Annotated in this window: 13 protein-coding genes and 1 pseudogene; 13 read left to right on the top strand and 1 reads right to left on the bottom strand. The window is 68.6% G+C overall.

Annotation, left to right across the window (positions count from 1 at the left end):
* The first annotated feature begins 20 nt into the window (after window positions 1-20).
* The 4 genes and pseudogenes from infB (at window position 21) to ABD210_RS32545 (ending at window position 6,067) form a co-directional block, all read left to right on the top strand.
* Window positions 21-3,170 (top strand): translation initiation factor IF-2, encoded by a 3,150-nt coding sequence (gene infB / locus ABD210_RS26020; protein ID WP_344114729.1) that lies wholly within the window; start codon window positions 21-23, stop codon window positions 3,168-3,170.
* Window positions 3,171-3,259: 89 nt separating this feature from the next.
* On the top strand, window positions 3,260-3,697 hold the full coding sequence (gene rbfA, locus ABD210_RS26015; RefSeq protein ID WP_344114728.1) for a 30S ribosome-binding factor RbfA: 438 nt from the start codon (window positions 3,260-3,262) through the stop codon (window positions 3,695-3,697).
* The gene (truB, locus tag ABD210_RS26010) at window positions 3,678-4,589 is read left to right on the top strand and encodes a tRNA pseudouridine(55) synthase TruB (RefSeq protein WP_344114727.1); all 912 of its coding nucleotides are present in this window, start codon (window positions 3,678-3,680) and stop codon (window positions 4,587-4,589) included. Before rbfA ends, truB begins: the two co-directional genes overlap by 20 nt.
* 594 nt (window positions 4,590-5,183) lie before the next feature.
* Window positions 5,184-6,067: pseudogene (locus ABD210_RS32545) on the top strand (NAD-dependent protein deacetylase).
* Window positions 6,068-6,161: 94 nt separating this feature from the next.
* Here ABD210_RS32545 and ABD210_RS25995 read toward each other — a convergent pair.
* Window positions 6,162-7,229, bottom strand: coding sequence for an SGNH/GDSL hydrolase family protein (locus tag ABD210_RS25995; RefSeq protein WP_344114724.1), 1,068 nt, complete (start codon window positions 7,227-7,229; stop codon window positions 6,162-6,164).
* A 120-nt stretch (window positions 7,230-7,349) separates the two neighbouring features.
* On the opposite strand from ABD210_RS25995, the gene ABD210_RS25990 reads away from it, so the two are divergent.
* The 9 genes from ABD210_RS25990 (at window position 7,350) to ABD210_RS25950 (ending at window position 18,394) form a co-directional block, all read left to right on the top strand.
* Entirely contained in the window at window positions 7,350-8,327 is a 978-nt protein-coding gene (locus ABD210_RS25990) for a bifunctional riboflavin kinase/FAD synthetase (RefSeq protein ID WP_344115107.1), read from the top strand.
* Window positions 8,328-8,491: 164 nt separating this feature from the next.
* Entirely contained in the window at window positions 8,492-8,764 is a 273-nt protein-coding gene (gene rpsO, locus ABD210_RS25985; protein WP_012920573.1) for a 30S ribosomal protein S15, read from the top strand.
* Between the two features lie 288 nt (window positions 8,765-9,052).
* Complete coding sequence (locus ABD210_RS25980) at window positions 9,053-11,290, top strand: polyribonucleotide nucleotidyltransferase (protein WP_344114723.1); 2,238 nt, start codon at window positions 9,053-9,055, stop codon at window positions 11,288-11,290.
* Complete coding sequence (locus ABD210_RS25975; protein WP_344114722.1) at window positions 11,287-12,600, top strand: M16 family metallopeptidase; 1,314 nt, start codon at window positions 11,287-11,289, stop codon at window positions 12,598-12,600. The genes ABD210_RS25980 and ABD210_RS25975 overlap by 4 nt, the downstream gene beginning before the upstream one ends.
* A 366-nt stretch (window positions 12,601-12,966) precedes the next feature.
* On the top strand, window positions 12,967-14,577 hold the full coding sequence (locus ABD210_RS25970; protein ID WP_344114721.1) for a peptide ABC transporter substrate-binding protein: 1,611 nt from the start codon (window positions 12,967-12,969) through the stop codon (window positions 14,575-14,577).
* Window positions 14,574-15,500 (top strand): ABC transporter permease, encoded by a 927-nt coding sequence (locus ABD210_RS25965; RefSeq protein ID WP_344114720.1) that lies wholly within the window; start codon window positions 14,574-14,576, stop codon window positions 15,498-15,500. The genes ABD210_RS25970 and ABD210_RS25965 overlap by 4 nt, the downstream gene beginning before the upstream one ends.
* Complete coding sequence (locus ABD210_RS25960) at window positions 15,493-16,389, top strand: ABC transporter permease (protein ID WP_344114719.1); 897 nt, start codon at window positions 15,493-15,495, stop codon at window positions 16,387-16,389. The genes ABD210_RS25965 and ABD210_RS25960 overlap by 8 nt, the downstream gene beginning before the upstream one ends.
* On the top strand, window positions 16,386-17,390 hold the full coding sequence (locus tag ABD210_RS25955; protein ID WP_344114718.1) for an ABC transporter ATP-binding protein: 1,005 nt from the start codon (window positions 16,386-16,388) through the stop codon (window positions 17,388-17,390). The genes ABD210_RS25960 and ABD210_RS25955 overlap by 4 nt, the downstream gene beginning before the upstream one ends.
* Window positions 17,390-18,394 (top strand): ABC transporter ATP-binding protein, encoded by a 1,005-nt coding sequence (locus ABD210_RS25950; RefSeq protein ID WP_344114717.1) that lies wholly within the window; start codon window positions 17,390-17,392, stop codon window positions 18,392-18,394. The genes ABD210_RS25955 and ABD210_RS25950 overlap by 1 nt, the downstream gene beginning before the upstream one ends.
* Window positions 18,395-18,396: the final 2 nt, after the last annotated feature.

The raw sequence follows: 18,396 nt of genomic DNA, 5'->3' as shown, positions 1-18,396 counted from the left end.
CTCGGACCAGAGGGAGAGTAGTGGCAAAGGTCCGGGTCTACGAGCTCGCGAAAGAGCTTGGAGTTACCAGCAAGGTCGTTCTGACCAGGCTGAACGACATGGGAGAGTTCGTCCGATCGGCGTCCTCGACGATCGAGGCACCCGTCGTCCGACGGTTGGCGGAAGAGTTCGAGAAGAACCCGCCGAAGAAGCGCGCGGCCAAGAAGGCCGCCGCAAGTACATCGACTGCGCCGCAGGCGACCGCACCGGTCACTCCTGCGCAACAGACCGCAGAGAAGGCGCCCGCGGCTACGCCGGTAGCCCAGGCTCCCGCGGTCGAGGCCGAGCGCACGGCGCCGGCCGTGGAGTCGGTACCGAGTCCGGTCGCGGCTGAGCCCACGGTGACCGAGAAGGCCGCTCCGGCCGTCTCGGCCCCGGCTGCCTCGACCACGGCACCGTCCCCGGCTCGTCCGGGTCCGCGTCCCGGCCCCAAGCCGGGTCCGCGCCCCGAGGCCACCCCTGCTCCGGCAGAGGCTCCGGCCAAGGTGGAGCAGCCCGCGTTCGAGGCTCCCGCGGCCAAGGCCGCCGAGGCTCCGCCTGCGCCGGCTCCGGCCGCTCAGACCCCGGCAGCACCGCGTCCCGCGGCAGAGGCTCCGGCCCGGCCGGCGCCGCGCCCCGGCGTACCGGGCAATGCCCCGCGTCCGGGTGCCGCACCCCGTCCGGGTGCACCTCGCCCGGGTGGTGCGCCGCGTCCGGGTGGTCCCGGTGGGGACCGCTCCGGTGGTGGCCGTCCGGGTGCACCGCGTCCGGGCAACAACCCCTTCAGCTCGACCCAGGGCATGCAGCGCGGTGGCGCGCGTCCGGGTCCGGGTGGCGCTCCGGCGGCTCCGGCCCCGGGTGGCAGTGGCAGCCCGGCCGGGATGCCGCCGCGTCCGCCGCAGGCTCGTAGCGGCGGTTCCGACCGGCCACGTCCGGCCGGTGGCGTGCCGGGCGCGCCGCGTCCGAACCCGGCGATGATGCCGAAGTCCTCGGCCGGGACCTTCACCGGTCGTCCGTCCGGTCCGGGCGGTGGCGGTGGCGGTGGCGCCGGTGGTGGCGGCCGTGGTCGTCCCGGCGGCGGTCCGAGCGGTCCTGGTGCGGGTGCGCGCCCTGGCGGTGCCGGTGGCGGGGGCGGCTTCCGTCCCGGTGGCGGCGGCGGCCCGAGCGGTCCTCCCGGCGGTGGCGGTGGCGGTCGTCCGGGTCCGGGCAACCGGGGCCGTGGCGGAACGCAGGGTGCCTTCGGGCGTCCGGGCGGTCCGGCCCGTCGTGGTCGCAAGTCCAAGCGCGCCAAGCGCCAGGAATTCGACAACATGCAGGCTCCGGCCGTCGGCGGCGTGCGCGTCAAGCACGGTGACGGCGAGGTCGTGAAGCTGGCCCGTGGCGCCTCGCTGACGGACTTCGCCGAGAAGGTCGGCGTCGACCCGGCATCGCTCGTGCAGGTGCTGTTCCACCTGGGCGAGATGGTGACCGCGACCCAGTCGGTCAACGAGGAGACCCTGCAACTGCTGGGCACCGAGCTGGACTACGACGTCCAGGTCGTCTCCCCGGAGGACGAGGACCGCGAGCTGCTCGAGTCGTTCGACATCGACTTCGGGTCGGACGAGGGCGGCGAGGGCGACCTGGCCTCCAGGCCGCCGGTGGTGACCGTGATGGGTCACGTCGACCACGGTAAGACGAAGCTGCTGGACGCGATCCGGCACGCGAACGTCGTGGCCGGCGAGGCCGGTGGCATCACCCAGCACATCGGTGCGTACCAGGTGACCACCGAGGTGGACGGCAACGAGCGCGCCATCACCTTCGTCGACACCCCCGGTCACGAGGCGTTCACCGCCATGCGTGCCCGTGGTGCGCAGGCCACCGACATCGTCATCCTGGTGGTCGCGGCCGACGACGGCGTGATGCCGCAGACGATCGAGGCACTGAACCACGCCCGGGCGGCGAACGTCCCGATCGTGGTCGCGGTGAACAAGATCGACGTGCCGAGCGCGGACCCGACCAAGGTGCGCGGTCAGCTGACCGAGTACGGCCTGGTGCCCGAGGAGTACGGCGGCGACACGATGTTCGTGGACGTCTCCGCGAAGTCCAGGATCAACATCGAGGGGCTGCTCGAGAGCGTCGTCCTGACCGCGGACGCGGCGCTGGATCTGCGGGCCAACCCGGAGATGCCCGCGCAGGGTCTCGCGATCGAGGCGCACCTGGACAAGGGCCGCGGTCCGGTCGCGACCGTGCTGGTTCAGCGCGGCACGCTCCGGGTCGGCGACTCGATGGTGGCGGGTCCGGCGTACGGCCGGGTCCGGGCCATGCTCGACGAGCACGGCAACAACGTCGAGGAGGCCCTGCCGTCGCGGCCGGTGCTGGTGCTCGGTCTGACCGCCGTGCCTGGTGCGGGCGACAAGTTCCTCGTGGTCGACGACGACCGGATGGCCCGGCAGATCGCTGAGAAGCGGGAAGCCCGGGCTCGTGCGGCGGCCAACGCCAAGCGGCGCGCCCGTCGTACCCTCGAGGACTTCATGGCCAGCATGGAGAAGGGGCAGAGCCAGGAACTGCTGCTCATCCTCAAGGGCGATGGCTCCGGTTCGGTCGAGGCGCTGGAAGACGCGCTGGTCCGGATCGAGGTCAGCGACGAGGTCAGCCTGCGGGTGATCGACCGCGGTGTCGGTGCGATCAACGAGAACGACGTCAACCTGGCCATCGCGTCGGATGCCGTCATCATCGGCTTCAACGTGCGGCCGGCGGGCAAGGCCGGTGACCTGGCCGAGCGCGAGGGCGTGGATGTCCGGTACTACTCGGTCATCTACTCGGCGATCGACGACATCGAGGCGGCCCTGAAGGGCATGCTCAAGCCGGTCTACGAAGAGGCCACGCTGGGGCAGGCGGAGATCCGCGAGATCTTCCGCTCGTCGAAGGTCGGCAACATCGCCGGTTGCTGGGTGACCACCGGTGTCATCCGCCGCAACGCCAAGGTCCGGTTGATCCGCGACGGTTCGGTGGTGCTCGACAACGCCGAGCTCTCGTCGCTCAAGCGGTTCAAGGACGACGCGTCCGAGGTCCGCGAAGGCTTCGAGTGCGGTCTGACCGTCCAGGGCTACAACGACATCAAGATCGGCGATGTCGTCGAGGCGTTCGAGCTGCGCGAGAAGCCCCGCAGCTGATAGCAGTCCTGTGCCGAGTAACGTCCGGAGTGGCGGTGCGAACCGTCGCTCCGGACGTTGTTCATGTCTGAACGAGGGAGTGAGCCCTGATGGGTGAAGCAAGGGCGAAGCAGCTGGCCGACCGGATCCAGGTACTCGTCGCGGAGCTGCTCGAGCGCCGCGTGAAGGACCCCCGGCTGGGCTTCGTCACCGTGACGGACGCCCGGCTGACGGGCGACCTGCGCGAGGCGAGCGTCTTCTACACCGTGTACGGCGGCGAGCAGGAGCGGGCGTCCACCGCCGCGGCCCTGGAGTCGGCCCGCGGCTTGATCCGCAGCGAGGTCGGCAAGGCCCTCGGGCTGCGGCATACTCCGAGCCTGGCGTTCTTCCTGGACGCGATCCCGGAGACCGCCGGCCAGATCGAGGAACTGCTGGAGAAGGCACGGCAGGCCGACGCCGAGGTGGCCAAGTCGGCCGCGGGCGCCAAGCCGGCCGGCGACGCCGACCCGTACAAGCGCCGCGAGGACGATGACTCCGACGACGAGTGACCCCGCGACAGCAGTAGCCGACGGCATCGTCGTCGTCGACAAACCGGCGGGGCTGACCTCGCACACGGTGGTGGCCAGGATCCGCAAGCTGGCCGGCACCCGCAAGGTCGGCCACGCCGGCACGCTGGACCCGATGGCCACCGGCGTCCTGGTGGTCGGCCTGAACCGCGCCACCAGGCTGCTCGGCCATCTCCAGTTGGCCGACAAGTCGTACGACGCGACGATCCTGCTCGGCGCCACGTCCAGCACGGACGACGCCGAGGGTGAGATCACCGCCGTCGCGTCCGCCCAGGACCTGGCAGGTATCACTGTCGAGGCGATCGAGTCGGCGATCGCCGGATTCCGCGGCGAGATCTCGCAGGTCCCGTCGAAGGTGTCCGCGATCAAGGTCGACGGGCGCCGGGCGTACGAGCGCGTGCGGGCCGGCGAAGAGGTCGCCCTGAAGGCCCGCAGCGTCACAGTCAGCCGGTACGACGTGGTCGACGTGCGGACGGGTCCCGCCGGTCTCGAGGTCGACATCTCCGTCGACTGCTCGAGTGGCACCTATATCCGTGCGTTGGCCCGGGATCTCGGGGTCGAGCTCGGCGTGGGGGGCCACCTCACCATGCTCCGGCGTACCCGCGTAGGCGCCTTCGGTATCGCGTCGGCCCACACGTTGGAAGAGCTGGCCGAGTCCTTCGACTGGCTCCCGATCGCCGAGGTAGCCGCGGACACGTTCCCCCGCTACGACGCCGATGACGAACAAGCCGCCGCAATCCGCACCGGCCGCCCCCTCTCCGGCCTCAAACTCCCGGCCGGCCAGACCGCCATGTTCGACCCCACTGGCACCTTCCTCGCCCTCTACGAACCTCACGGCCCAGTAGCCAAACCCACCGCCGTCTTCGTCAGCTGACAGCCTGTACGGCGATGCGCCCCAACGCGGCTCCGTGGGTTCCCCACGGTGGAGCAGGGGGAGCCCGCCCCTCACCGGGGTAACCCTCTGCTGCTGCCCGGTGGAGGGGGCTGATCTCAACCGGTCGGGGCAGGCCCGGGCGGTGGTTGGCGTACCGACGGACAGGACGTGGTCGTCGGATCGGGGCGCCAAGCCGGTGGGTCAGGCGGGACGCCGGACCCGGTCGGCGACTACGTCCTGTCGGTCGGTACACCCGAACCCCGGACCGGCGGCCGGACCGTGACCCTGTGCATGGCTCAGCCAAATCTCGCCCCGGGAAACTGGGCCGTGCACCAGATCGCCGGTTTCCACCCGCGGTCACGCCGACGTGTCGGCCCGCCACGATGCGTTTGGGCGACCGCCCGGGCGGTGTCTGACGCGAAGGCAGTTGTGGCCGTGCGTCCGATGTGCATGTCGGGCTCGGGGAACTGGCTCGCATTGCCGAGTTCGACGGAAGAGCGGCGAACCTAGGGTGGCTGGGCGGGTCGACGGGGGCGAGGCGTGAGGCTGCTGTTTCGGAGGGCGGGGATTGAGGGGCGCAAGTAATCTAGGGGCGTGCGTTCTCGGCCTACTTTGAGCTGGACTCCGGGTCCTGAGGTGGTGGCGCTTGCCCCGGCCACGAAGGACGTCTCGGGGGTCGCCGAGGTGGTCGGGCGGGGTGGGGTCGTGGTGCTCAGTGGGGCTGGGATCTCCACGGAGTCGGGGATTCCGGACTATCGAGGGGCTTCGGGGAGTCTGCGGACGCATCCGCCGATGACGTACGGCGATTTCGTCGGGAGCGAGGCGGGTCGGCAGCGGTACTGGGCGCGGAGTCACCTCGGCTGGCGCACGATCGCGCGGGCGGCTCCGAACGACGGGCACCGGGCGGTTGCGGCGTTGCAGGCCAGGGGATTCCTCGACGGGGTCATCACCCAGAACGTCGACGGGCTCCATCAGGCAGCGGGTGCCCGCGACGTGATCGAGCTGCACGGCAACCTCGACCGGTGATCTGCCTGGAGTGCCTGGGGACCAGCCCGCGCGAGGAACTGGATCGCCGGCTGCGTGAGGCGAACCCGGTGTTCGAGGGCAAGGCGACGAGGATCAACCCGGACGGCGACGTCGAACTGCCCGACGAGGTGGTCACCGACTTCCGGCTGGTCCCCTGCACGGGCTGCGAATCGTCACTGCTGAAACCGGACGTGGTCTTCTTCGGCGAGAACGTCCCGAAGACCCGGGTGGAACGCTGCTACCGCCTGATCGATGAGGCCCGCGCGGTGCTCGTGCTCGGTTCCTCCCTGACGGTGATGTCGGGGTTCCGCTTCGTCCGGTATGCCGCGAAGGCAGGCAAGCAGGTGCTGATCGTCAACCAGGGCGTGACCCGCGGAGACACGTACGCCTCCCACCGCGTGAACCTTCCCCTCGGCCAGGCGCTGACCGACCTCGTCGCCCGGCTCAACTGATCACCCGCGCGAAGATCAGGCCGGAAAAGTCGCCGGGCCGGGACCACGCGTGAGGTGGTTCCGGCCCGGCGTCCGCCGTACGGATTGGAAAGGGTCAGCGTTGCGCGCTGGTCCGTAGGCGGTCCAGGGCGGCCTTGTAGGCCGGGTCGGACTGCAGCTTGGCAGCCTGCTGGCTGAGCTCACGAGCCCGCTGGGCCCATCGAGCTTGTTCTGCCGGCGTCACGGTCTCCTTGGCGCCGGCCAGCTTCTTGTACGTCAGTGATGCCACACCTGCCTGACCTTCGAAGCGCGGGTGGTAGTTCAGGGCGCGGAGCAGGTTGATGTCCTTGCCCTGGATCCACGCCTGCCCTTCCGGTGCGCACGCGTCATGGCCGGTCGACGGCCCGAAGGTGTCCACGTACGTCGCTCCGCCGGCCGCCGCCGCGTTCTCGACCGCCTGGTTGAGCTTCTGCTCGATCGAGTACAGGTAGGCGTAGTCGCCGTCCGAGAACGGCAGGATGTCCGGGCAGGTGCCCTTCTCCGGCGCGATCTTCGGGTAGCCGACCAGCACGATCGTTGCCTTGGGCGACTTCACCTTGATGCCTTTGACCACATCGGCGACCCGCGTCCCGGTCTTCTCGATCGCGGCGCTCAGGGTGTCCACCCCGTCGACCGTGAAGTGCTTCTTGCACGGCGAGCCGACCGGATCGGCGGCGCGCAGGCCGGGGCAGGTGCCGGTGATGTCGCCGAAGACGCCGAAGTCGTTGCCGCCTATCCCGACCGTGACCAGGTCCGTGTCCGGCGTCAGCGCGTTGAACTGTGGGGGGAAGGTGCCGAGCGGGGTGGTCTGCGGCTTCGTCATGTTGGTCGTGTCCGCGCCACCACAACTCGCATCGGTGAACGAGGTGATCTTGAGCAGCGCCGCGAGCAGCTTGGGATAGTTGCTGACCGACCGCAGGCAGCCGAGGGACAGCAGCTCGGGCAACGGCACCAGCGGTGCCGACGTGTAGGAGTCGCCCAGGGCGACGTACTTCTTGTACGCCGGGGCCGGCGCGAAGGTGGAAGCCGTCGGTGCGAGGGCGTGCGGAGTGGCCGGGGCGTCGGCGAAGGCGGTGCTCGTGACGGATGAAGCGCCGAGGGTTGCCACCGCGGTGCAGGTGGCGACGAGGCGGTGAATCTTCACGGAACCTCCGAGGGTGCGACAGATGCCGCGAACACACTAAGTTGAGTGACGCCGCGATTACAAGGGGTGATCATGGACCTGGTGCAACCTGGCGACAAGTGGCATGGAATCCTTGCTCCTATGCGTGTCTGGCACGGTTTGGACGAGGTGGACTCCGGCTTCGGCCCCTCGGTCGTCACCATCGGCAACTTCGACGGCGTCCACCGCGGTCACCAGGAGGTGCTGGCTCACGCCCGAGCCCGGGCTGCCGAGCTGGGCGGCCTGCCGGTGGTGGCGATGACGTTCGACCCGCACCCGATGGCCGTACTGCGGCCGGGCCACGCGCCGGCGATGATCAGCGAGCCCGGCCGGCGGGCGGAACTCCTCGGCGCGGCCGGCGCGGACGCCGTGCTGATCCTGCCCTTCGACAAGGAGACGGCCGCCTGGTCGCCGCAGGAGTTCATCGACCGAGTGCTGGTCGGGACCCTGCACGCCAAGGCGGTCGTGGTGGGGGAGAACTTCCGCTTCGGCCACAAGGCCGCCGGTCACGTCGACACCTTGGTCGAGGCAGGTGCCGCGGCCGGGTTCGAGGTGGAAGGCCTGACGCTGGCGGGGGACACCCAGCCCTGGTCCTCGACGTACATCCGACAGCTGATCGCGGAGGGCGATGTCGAGGGCGCCGCGGCGGCACTCGGACGGCCGTTACAGGTCACCGGGACCGTCATCGAAGGCGACAAGCGCGGCCGTGAGCTTGGTTACCCGACCGCCAACATCCCTGCTGAGGCAGGCGCGGCGGTCCCGCTGGACGGGGTTTACGCCGGTTGGCTGACCGTGCTCGAACCCGCACCCGGCGCCCCGCAGTACGGCGAGCCGTTGCCGGCGGCGATCAGCGTGGGCAGCAACCCCACCTTCGACGGGGTGGACCGCCGGGTCGAGTCCTACGTGCTGGATCGCGACGATCTCGAGCTGTACGGCGCGAAGATCTCGGTGGACTTCGTCGCGCGGTTGCGCGGCAGTCAGATCCGCTTCGACACCATCGACGACCTGCTGGTCCAGATGAAGGCCGATGTCGACGGTGCACGCCGGCTTCTGACCGGGGATTCACTCGCCGACTCGTGACTTGGTGACCCGCTGACCCGGCGACCCGGCAGGGGGCACCGAATTAGGGCGCGCCGTCCACGGACTGATACTCTGGGCGCTGCCGTCTGAACGGCCGCGGATCGAGAGTGCCCGGGTGACCCAAGCCCCGGTGCGCCGCGCAACGGAAATCGAGAGGATCGCACGTGTCGTCAGCCAATCCTGAGGCGAAGAAGAAGATCATCGGCGAGTACGCCCTGACCGAGGGCGACACCGGTTCTCCCGAGGTCCAGGTCGCGCTCCTCACGCACCGCATCGCGGACCTGACCGAGCACCTGAAGGAGCACAAGCACGACCACCACAGCCGTCGTGGCCTGCTCCTGCTGGTCGGCCAGCGCCGTCGGCTGCTGAACTACCTGGCGAAGAAGGACATCAACCGCTACCGGTCCCTGATCGAGCGGCTCGGCCTTCGCCGATGACGTCGTGAGGAGCGGCCCCCGAGTCCGGGTGGCCGCTCCTCGCTCATGTGGGCAACCACGCATCCACGCCCCCGGTGTGGGAACAACTGAATACAGAAGCAACACGACAAACGAGACGACGCGTACGTGTGCCGGGACGACGACCGGTCCTCGGTAGTGGCCTTCGGGAGTTCAGCTCTGACGAACCCCCGCGGGCCTCGATCGAAGACCGGCACCCCGGAGCTCGCGCCTCGCAGTCGTCTCATCGCGAGAGAGGGGTATCCCGTGTCGGGAGCCACCAGTACGCCCATGGAGGGCGCAGAATTCGCTGAAGCCGTCATCGACAACGGCAGCTTCGGCACCCGCACCATCCGCTTCGAGACGGGCCGGCTGGCCCAGCAGGCCGCCGGTTCCGCCGCCGCCTACCTCGACGGCGACACGATGGTGCTGTCGGCCACCACGGCCAGCAAGAAGCCCAAGGACCAGTTCGACTTCTTCCCGTTGACGGTGGACGTCGAGGAGCGGATGTACGCCGCCGGTCGCATCCCGGGCTCGTTCTTCCGCCGGGAGGGTCGTCCTTCCGAGGAGGCCATCCTGACCTGCCGGCTGATCGACCGCCCGCTGCGGCCGTCGTTCGTGTCCGGCCTGCGCAACGAGATCCAGGTCGTCATCACGGTCCTGGCGCTCAACCCGGACAAGCTCTACGACGTGCTGGCGATCAACGCCGCGTCGATGTCCACCCAGATCGCCGGGCTGCCGTTCTCCGGCCCGATCGGCGCTGTCCGCGTCGGCCTGATCGACAAGCAGTGGGTGGCCTTCCCGACCCACAGCGAGCTCGAGGACGCCGTCTTCGACATGGTCGTCGCCGGTCGCGTCACCGACACCGGTGAGGTCGCGATCATGATGGTCGAGGCCGAGTCCACCCCGGGCACCTTCGACGCCGTTGCCGCCGGCAAGCAGGCGCCGACCGAGGAGATCGTGGCCGAGGGCCTGGAGGCCGCCAAGGGCTTCATCAAGACCCTGGTCGACGCACAGTCCGAGCTGGCGGCCAAGGCCTCCAAGCCGACCGGTGAGTTCCCCGTCTTCCCGGACTACCAGGACGACGCCTTCGCCGCTGTCGAGGCTGCTGCCGCCGAGGAGCTGTCCCAGGCGCTCACCATCGCGGGCAAGCACGACCGCGAAGAGGCCACCGACGCCGTCAAGGCTGCCGTCATCGACAAGCTGGCCGCCAACTTCGAGGGTCGCGAGAAGGAGCTGTCCGCAGCCTTCCGCTCGCTCACCAAGAAGCTGGTCCGCAAGCGCGTGCTGACCGACAAGGTCCGCATCGATGGTCGTGGCCTCGCCGACATCCGCCCGCTCAAGGCGCAGGTGAAGGTGCTGCCGCGGGTGCACGGTTCGGCGCTGTTCGAACGCGGCGAGACCCAGATCCTGGGTGTCACCACGCTGAACATGCTCCGGATGGAGCAGCAGTTGGACACGCTGTCGCCGGAGACCCGCAAGCGCTACATGCACAACTACAACTTCCCGCCCTACTCGACCGGTGAGACCGGCCGAGTGGGTTCGCCGAAGCGCCGCGAGATCGGTCACGGCGCGCTGGCCGAGCGGGCCCTGGTGCCGGTGCTGCCGTCGCGCGAGGACTTCCCCTACGCGCTGCGTCAGGTGTCCGAGGCCCTCGGGTCGAACGGCTCCACCTCGATGGGTTCGGTCTGCGCCTCGACGCTGTCGCTACTGTCGGCCGGTGTGCCGCTGAAGGCGCCGGTGGCGGGTATCGCGATGGGCCTCATCTCGGGTGAGATCGACGGCAAGACCGAGTACGTCGCGCTGACCGACATCCTGGGCGCGGAGGACGCGTTCGGCGACATGGACTTCAAGGTCGCCGGCACGAAGGACTTCGTCACCGCCCTGCAGTTGGACACCAAGCTGGACGGCATCCCGGCGAGCGTGCTCGCCGGCGCGCTGACCCAGGCCAAGGACGCCCGGCTCACGATCCTGGACGTGATGGCCAAGGCCATCGACGCGCCGGGTGAGATGAGCGAGTTCGCCCCGCGGGTGATCTCGGTCAAGGTCCCGGTGGACAAGATCGGCGAGGTCATCGGCCCCAAGGGCAAGATGATCAACCAGATCACCGACGAGACCGGCGCCGACATCTCCATCGAGGACGACGGCACGGTGTACATCGGTGCGACGGACGGCCCTTCGGCCGACGCGGCGCGCGCGATGATCAACGCGATCGCCAACCCGACCATGCCGGAGAAGGGCGAGCGCTACCTGGGCACGGTCGTGAAGACGACCAACTTCGGTGCGTTCATCTCGCTGCTCCCGGGCAAGGACGGTCTGCTGCACATCTCGAAGCTGCGCGGCCTGGCCGGCGGCAAGCGGGTGGAGGCCGTCGAGGACATCCTGTCCGTCGGCCAGAAGCTCCAGGTCGAGATCGCCGAGATCGACGACCGCGGCAAGCTGTCGCTGATCCCCGTCCTGGAGGGCGAAGAATCAGCCGCTGCGAAGGCCGACGACAAGTCTGACGCAGAGGTCGCTCCCGCCGAGTGACACGTGCGATCACCAGCACGCTGCTGAGCCCGGAGGGTGGCGGTCCCGTCAAACGGACCGTGCTGCCCTCCGGGCTCCGCGTGCTTTCCCAGTCCGTGCCGGGCTTCCGCTCGGTCACCTTCGGCGTCTGGGTCGGCGTCGGCTCCCGCGACGAACCGACCCAGCTGGCCGGCGCCACGCACTTCCTCGAGCACCTGCTCTTCAAGGGCACCGAGCGCCGCGACGCGATGGAGATCTCCGCCTCGCTGGACGCGGTCGGCGGCGAGATGAACGCGTTCACCGGCAAGGAGTACACCTGCTACTACGCCCGGGTGCTCGACTCCGACCTGCCGCTCGCCGTCGACGTCATCTGCGACATGATCACCTCCGCCACGCTCACGCCCGAGGACGTGGAGAGCGAGCGGGACGTGATCGACGAAGAGATCGCGATGCACGCCGACGAGACGTCGGACCACATCCACGACCTCTTCGCCGAACAGCTCTGGGGCTCGTCGCCACTCGGCCGGTCCATCACCGGTACGCCGGAGTCGGTGGCCGCGCTGTCCCCGCGCAAGGTGGCCGGGTGGTACCGCCGCCGCTACCTGCCCCAGAACATCGTCGTCTCGGTCGCGGGCAACGTGGAGCACACCGACGTCGTGAAGCTCGTCCGCAAGGCCTTCGAGCGGCACTGGGTCACCGGTGAGGCCGAACCGGCTCCGGTACGACGAGGCTCGGCTCGCCGCGTCCCGACGTACGGGGGAGTGCGGGTCCATCACCGCGACGTCGAGCAGGCGCATCTCGTCCTCGGGTTGCCGGGGCTGGTGCGCAACGACGAGCGGCGGTTCGTCGCCGGGGTGCTGCACGGCATCGTCGGTGGCGGGATGTCGTCGCGGTTGTTCCAGGAGGTCCGGGAGAAGCGCGGGCTCGCCTATTCGGTGTTCACCTTCGGCTCGGCGTACGCGGACGCCGGCATGGTCGGGGTCTACGCGGGCTGCCTGCCGAAGAAGGCGCCGGAGGTGCTGGACGTGGTCCGCGCCGAGCTGGCCACGATCGCCAAGGGCAACATCACCGCGGACGAGCTGCTCCGGGGCAAGGGCCAGATGCGCGGATCGGTCGTGATGGGCCTGGAGGACACCGGCGCCAAGATGACCCGGATCGCCAAGGCGGAGCTCGTCTACGGCGAGCTTCCGACCGTCGACGAGATCCTCCGCCGCATCGACGCGGTCACCTTGGACGACGTCTGCCAACTCGCCGCGGACCTCTACGCGGGCACCCCGGCCCTGACCGTGATGGGCCCCTTCGACGAATCCACCACAGCTTTCACGCTGTAGGCCACTGCCGGACCGCCGGCACTCACCAACCACTCCGTCCCGTCGTCGGCCACGCTCAACAGCGGCCGGTGGCGGTTCGGAAACCGACGTTGGTGAGTGCCGGCGGTCCATGTTCCGGCCTGCTCGATTGTGCTCGTGGCATTTTTCGGCAAATGTGCAGGACATCTGATGACTTTGGGCGGATCGAGCATTATCGTGGCCGAGGCGTGCAGTGCGGGCCCAGGGTGCTCTGACGTCTCGTCAAGATCACGCGTTTGTTACTTGCGTCTAATTTGCGCCTGACAACGTTGACATGCGCAGTTATGACCAGCCAACATGGCGGCTAATCCGCCTATCGGCCCTCCCGCCGAGGAAGTTGGTTCGACCGTGCGACGTCTGACTGGTGTTCTGGGGGTGACGCTCGGCCTCGCGCTGGTGCTCAGCTCCTGCGGTGACGGCAAGAGCAGTAGTAGTGGTGGGGCCGGTGGCGCCAAGAGCGAGATCATCGCGATCGCGGCCGACCCGCTGGAGTACATCAACCCGCTGAACGAGAACGGCAGCCCCGGCATCCAGGTGGCGCAGGCGATGTTCGCCCCGCTGGTCACCACCGACCCGAACACCGGCAAGACCGTCAACGTGATGGCCGAATCGGTCACGCCGGACAAGACCAGCCAGACCTGGACGATCAAGCTGAAGTCCGGCAACGCCTTCCAGAACGGTCAGCCGCTGACCGCGAAGGACTACGTCGACAGCTGGAACATGACCGCCCAGGGCTCGAACGCGTGGAAGAACAACGGCTTCTTCTCCAAGGTCGAGGGCTACGACGCGATGAACCCGCCGACCCCGGACGGCGCCACCCCGAAGCCGACCTCGGTCAAGACGCTGACCGGGCTGAAGCTGATCGACGACCTGACCTTCTCGGTCAAGCTGAAGGTGCCCTTCTCGCAGTTCGGCCTGACCCTGCAGTACCTGGGTCTGGCGCCGCTGCCCGAAGAGGTCCGGAAGAACCCCGATGCCTACAAGCGCAAGCCGATCGGCAACGGCGCGTTCAAGCTGGACGGCACCTGGAACCCCGGTGACGACATCAAGCTGGTCAAGTGGGACGGCTACAAGGGCCCGAACGCCCCCGAGGCCGACGCCGTCACCTACCGGTTCATCCCGAACGCCGACACGGCCTACAACGAGTTCCTGGCCGGGACCGTGGACTTCGTCGACGTGCCGCCCACCAAGGTGAAGACCTTCAAGACCGACGCGCCGGACGGCTGGGTGACCAGTGAGAGCTCCGGCGCGAACTACCTGACGCTGCCGGCCTGGGACCAGCGCTACAAGAACCCGAAGCTGCGGCACGCGTTCTCGCTGGCGATCGACCGGAAGGCGTTCGCGGACCTGGTCGGCCTGGCCACGCCCGCCAGCGGCCTGGTCGGTCCGGACATGAACGGCTACCGCGCGGACGCCTGCAAGTACTGCGACTTCGACGTCGCCAAGGCCAAGCAGCTCCTGCAGGAGGCCGGCGGGTTCTCCGGGACGGTGTTCATCAACTACAACACCAGTTCGGCGACCGGCCAGATCTTCGCCGAGGCCATCGGCAACATGCTCCGGCAGAACCTCGGCCTCCAGGTGAAGTACGCGGGCAAGCAGGCGTCGGAGATCACCACCCTCGCCGACACCCGCAAGCTCGACGGCCTGCGGTTCAGCGGCTGGGGTCACGACTACCCGTCGATCGAGGACTACCTGACCCCGATGTTCAAGTCCAACGGTGACGCGAACTTCTCCGGCTACAGCAACCCCGAGCTGGACAAGGTGCTGGCCCAGGGCGACGCCGAACCGGACCCGGAGAAGGCGATCAAGGTGTATCAGCAGGCAGAGGACATCGCGCTCGAGGACATGCCGCTGATCCCGCTGTACGCCAAGCAGAACGCCTACCTGCACTCGGCGAAGATCTCGCCGCGGGTCTCCAAGTACACCGGCGTCCAGGCTCTGTACTCCACGTTCAAGTGACTCGTTTCGTCCTGCGCCGCATCCTTGCGGCAGTGCCGATCGGCCTGATCGTCACGCTGGGGGTCTTCGCGCTCGTGTTCGCGATGCCCGGAGACCCCCTGCGGGAACTGGCCGGTGACAAGCCCATCCCCGCCGCGGTGCTGGCGGCCAAGCGCGCCCAGTTCCACCTCGACCAGCCGTTCATCGTGCAGTACCTGCTGTCGATGAAGGACATCCTGACCGGCCACTTCGGTACGACGTTCGCCGGCGCGGACATCGCCGCCCAGCTGAGGTTGCGGATCCCCGTGACGCTGAAGCTGACGTTGCTCGCGAACGCGTTCCAGTGGACGCTCGGGCTGTTCTTCGGCATCTACGCCGGCTTCAAGCGCAACGGCCTGGTCGACCGTTCGTTGCTGCTGGCAACGTTGGTGCTGCTGGCGGTGCCCGGGCTGGTGGCGTACTTCGCCGCGCAGTACCTGTTCGGCGTCGAGCTGAAGTGGTTCCCGGTGTCGGGTGTGCTCGAGGGGTTCCCTCGGTCCTACCTGCTGCCGGCACTGGTGATCGGGCTGCTCGGGTTCGCCGGGCTGGCCCGGCTGATGCGGACGTCGATCGTGGACACGGTGAACGCCGACTTCGTGAAGACCGCCCGGGCCAAGGGGCTCGGCGAGCAGCGGGTGCTCTGGGGGCACATCCTGCCGAACGCGTTGCTGCCGATCGTCACCTTCATCGGGATCGACCTGGCCGGCATGTTCGGTGGCGCGATCATCACCGAATCCATCTTCAATCTGCCGGGTCTCGGCCAGTTCATGTTCCAGGCGATCAAGCTGAAGGAGGGTGGTGTCGTGGTGTTGTTGTCGACCCTGGCGTTCGTCTCCTTCATCGTGATCAACCTGCTGGTGGACGTCCTGTACGGCGTACTGGATCCGCGGGTGCGCAATGTCTGAGATCCAGGCGGTCGTCGGCGCCGAGGCGCAGGAGCTCGGCGATGGCCGGACCCTGTCCAACAAGGAGCTGCTGCGGGCGTTGTTGCGCAAGCCGCAGTTCGTCGCGTGTTCGTTGCTGCTGCTCGTGTTCTTCACCATGGCGGCGGCGCCGAAGTTGTTCACCTCGGCGGATCCGCGCTTCTGCGAGCTGGCCAAGAGCCGGCAGGGACGTGGTCCCGGACACCTGTTCGGGTACGACATCCAGGGCTGCGACTACTTCGCGAACGTGATCTACGGTGCTCGGCCGTCGGTACTGGTGAGCATCGTCGCCAGCTTCGGCGTCTTCGTGCTGGCCGGGTCGCTCGGTCTGTTGGCGGGCTATTTCCCCGGCTTCGTCGACGCGCTGATCTCCCGCACCGCGGACGTGCTGTTCGCAGTACCGGGCATCGTGATGCTGATCGTGATCCTCAACTCGGTGCCGAACCGCAGCATCTGGGTGATCGTCGGCGTCATCCTGCTGATCGGCTGGCCGGGCGGGATGCGGCTGATGCGTTCGACCGTGTTCTCCGTCCGCAACCGGGAGTACGTGCTGGCGGCGAGGTCGATCGGCGTGCCGCCGCTGCGGATCCTGCGCAAACACGTGTTCCCCAACGCGATGGCGCCGCTGCTGGCGATGACCACCCTCGGCATCGGCGGCATGGTCGGCCTCGAAGCGGCGCTGACCTTCCTCGGCGTCGGGCTGCAGCCGCCGTCGATCTCCTGGGGTTCGCAGTTCGGCGTGGCGGCCTCGTACCGCGACACCCCGCACCTGTTCATCTGGCCGGCGCTGTTCATCTCGACGATGACGATCTCCTTCATGATCATCGGCGACTCGATCCGCGACGCTCTCGACCCCAAGTTGCTGAGATGACTGACAACACAGCTGAAGTCCTGCTGAAGGTGGACAACCTCAGCGTCGAGTTCGAGACCCCGCAGGGGCCGGTCCGGGCCGTCGACGGCGTGTCCTGGCAGGTCCGGGCCGGCGAGACCCTGGCGATCCTGGGGGAGTCCGGCTCCGGCAAGAGCGTCTCGACCCAGGCGTTGACCGGGATCCTCGAGATGCCGCCGGGCCGGATCGTGTCCGGCACCGCGGAGTACCGCGGTCAGGACCTGATCGAGATGTCGGTCAAGGAGCGGCGGAAGATCGTGGGGGACCGGATCACCATGGTCTTCCAGGATTCGCTGTCCGCGCTGAACCCGGTCCAGTCCGTCGGCCGGCAGATCGCGGAGTGTTATCGCGTCCACCGCGGCATGTCGAAGGGCGATGCGATGAAGCGGGCCGCGGAGATGCTCGACCAGGTGCGGATCCCGGCCGCCTCGAAGCGGGTGAACGACTATCCGCACGAGTTCTCCGGCGGGATGCGGCAGCGGGTGATGCTGGCGATGGCGCTGGCCCTCGACCCCGACGTACTGATCGCCGACGAGCCGACGACCGCGCTCGACGTGACCGTGCAGGCGCAGATCCTGGAGCTGATCGAGGACCTGCAGGCTGAGCGGGACATGGGCGTCGTGCTGATCACCCACGACCTCGGTGTGGTGGCGGACGTGGCCGACAACGTGGTCGTCATGTACGCCGGGCACGTGGTCGAGCGTGCGGCCACGGCGCAGGCGCTGGAGAATCCCGTTCATCCTTATACGGAAGGGCTGCTCGGCTCGATGCCGTCGGCTGACCTGAAGGGCCAGGAGTTGCCGACGATCCCCGGTACGCCGCCGTCGCTGCGGGCGATCCCGTCGGGATGCGCGTTCCGGGCCCGCTGTCCTTATGCCATCGAGCAGTGTGCCGCGGAGGTGCCGCCCCTGCTGACGGTCGCACCCGGACGGGACGCGGCCTGCATCCGGCGTACCACGATCTCCGCGAAGGAGGCGGTCTGATGTCCGAAGAGTTGCTGGTGGCAACGAACCTGGTGAAGCACTACGACATCAGCCCGGCCTTCTCGTTCGGCTCGAAGGTGCTGGTCCGCGCGGTGGACGGCGTCGACCTGGTCCTGCACAAGGGCGAGTCGCTCGGCATCGTCGGCGAGTCCGGCTGCGGCAAGTCCACCCTCGTCCGGCTGCTCGCCGCCCTGGAGAAGCCGACTTCTGGAGAGCTCCGGTACGGCGGGGTCGACGTGAGCAAGTTGAAGGCCAAGGACCTGCGCAGGTGGCGCCGCAATGTGCAGGTCGTTTTCCAGGACCCGTACTCCAGCCTGAACCCGCGCATGCGCGTCGGCGAGATCATTGCCGAGCCGCTGGACGTCCACCCCGACGTGTCGCGCGGTGTCGACATCCGGTCCCGGGTCCGCGAACTGCTGGAACTGGTCGGGCTCCGCCCCGAGGACGAGACGAAGTTCCCGCACCAGTTCTCGGGCGGTCAGCGGCAGCGCATCGGCATCGCCCGGGCGATCGCGCTGAACCCGGACGTCCTGCTGTGCGACGAGCCGGTATCGGCGCTCGACCTCTCGGTCCAGGCGCAGGTGGTGAACCTGCTGATGCGGCTGCAGCGCGAGCTCGGCCTGAGCATCATCTTCGTCGCCCACGACCTGTCGGTGGTTCGGCACGTGTCGGACCGGGTCGCCGTGATGTACCTGGGCCGCGTTGCGGAGCTGGGCGGCCACCACCAGGTCTACGACGTTCCTGCTCATCCATACACGCAGGCGTTGCTCTCCGCCGAGCCGGGGCTGGCCCGCCAAGGCCGCAAGCGGATCGTGCTCGCCGGCGACCCGCCCTCGCCGGTGATGCCGCCCTCAGGTTGCAGGTTCCACACCCGCTGCCTTCGCGCCGAGGCCTGCTGCTCCACCGACATCCCCGAGCTCCGGGTGATTCCCTCCGGGCAACAGGTCTCCTGCCACTTCGCCGAAGACGCCCAGGCGTCGTACGAAACGTCCGTGGCAAGCTGACC

The sequence above is a fragment of the Kribbella alba genome, assembly GCF_039529635.1.
In the GTDB taxonomy this organism is placed as follows: Bacteria; Actinomycetota; Actinomycetes; order Propionibacteriales; family Kribbellaceae; genus Kribbella; species Kribbella alba.
Note: the sequence above shows the minus strand (reverse complement) of the source record. Positions and strands in the feature narration are given on the sequence as shown.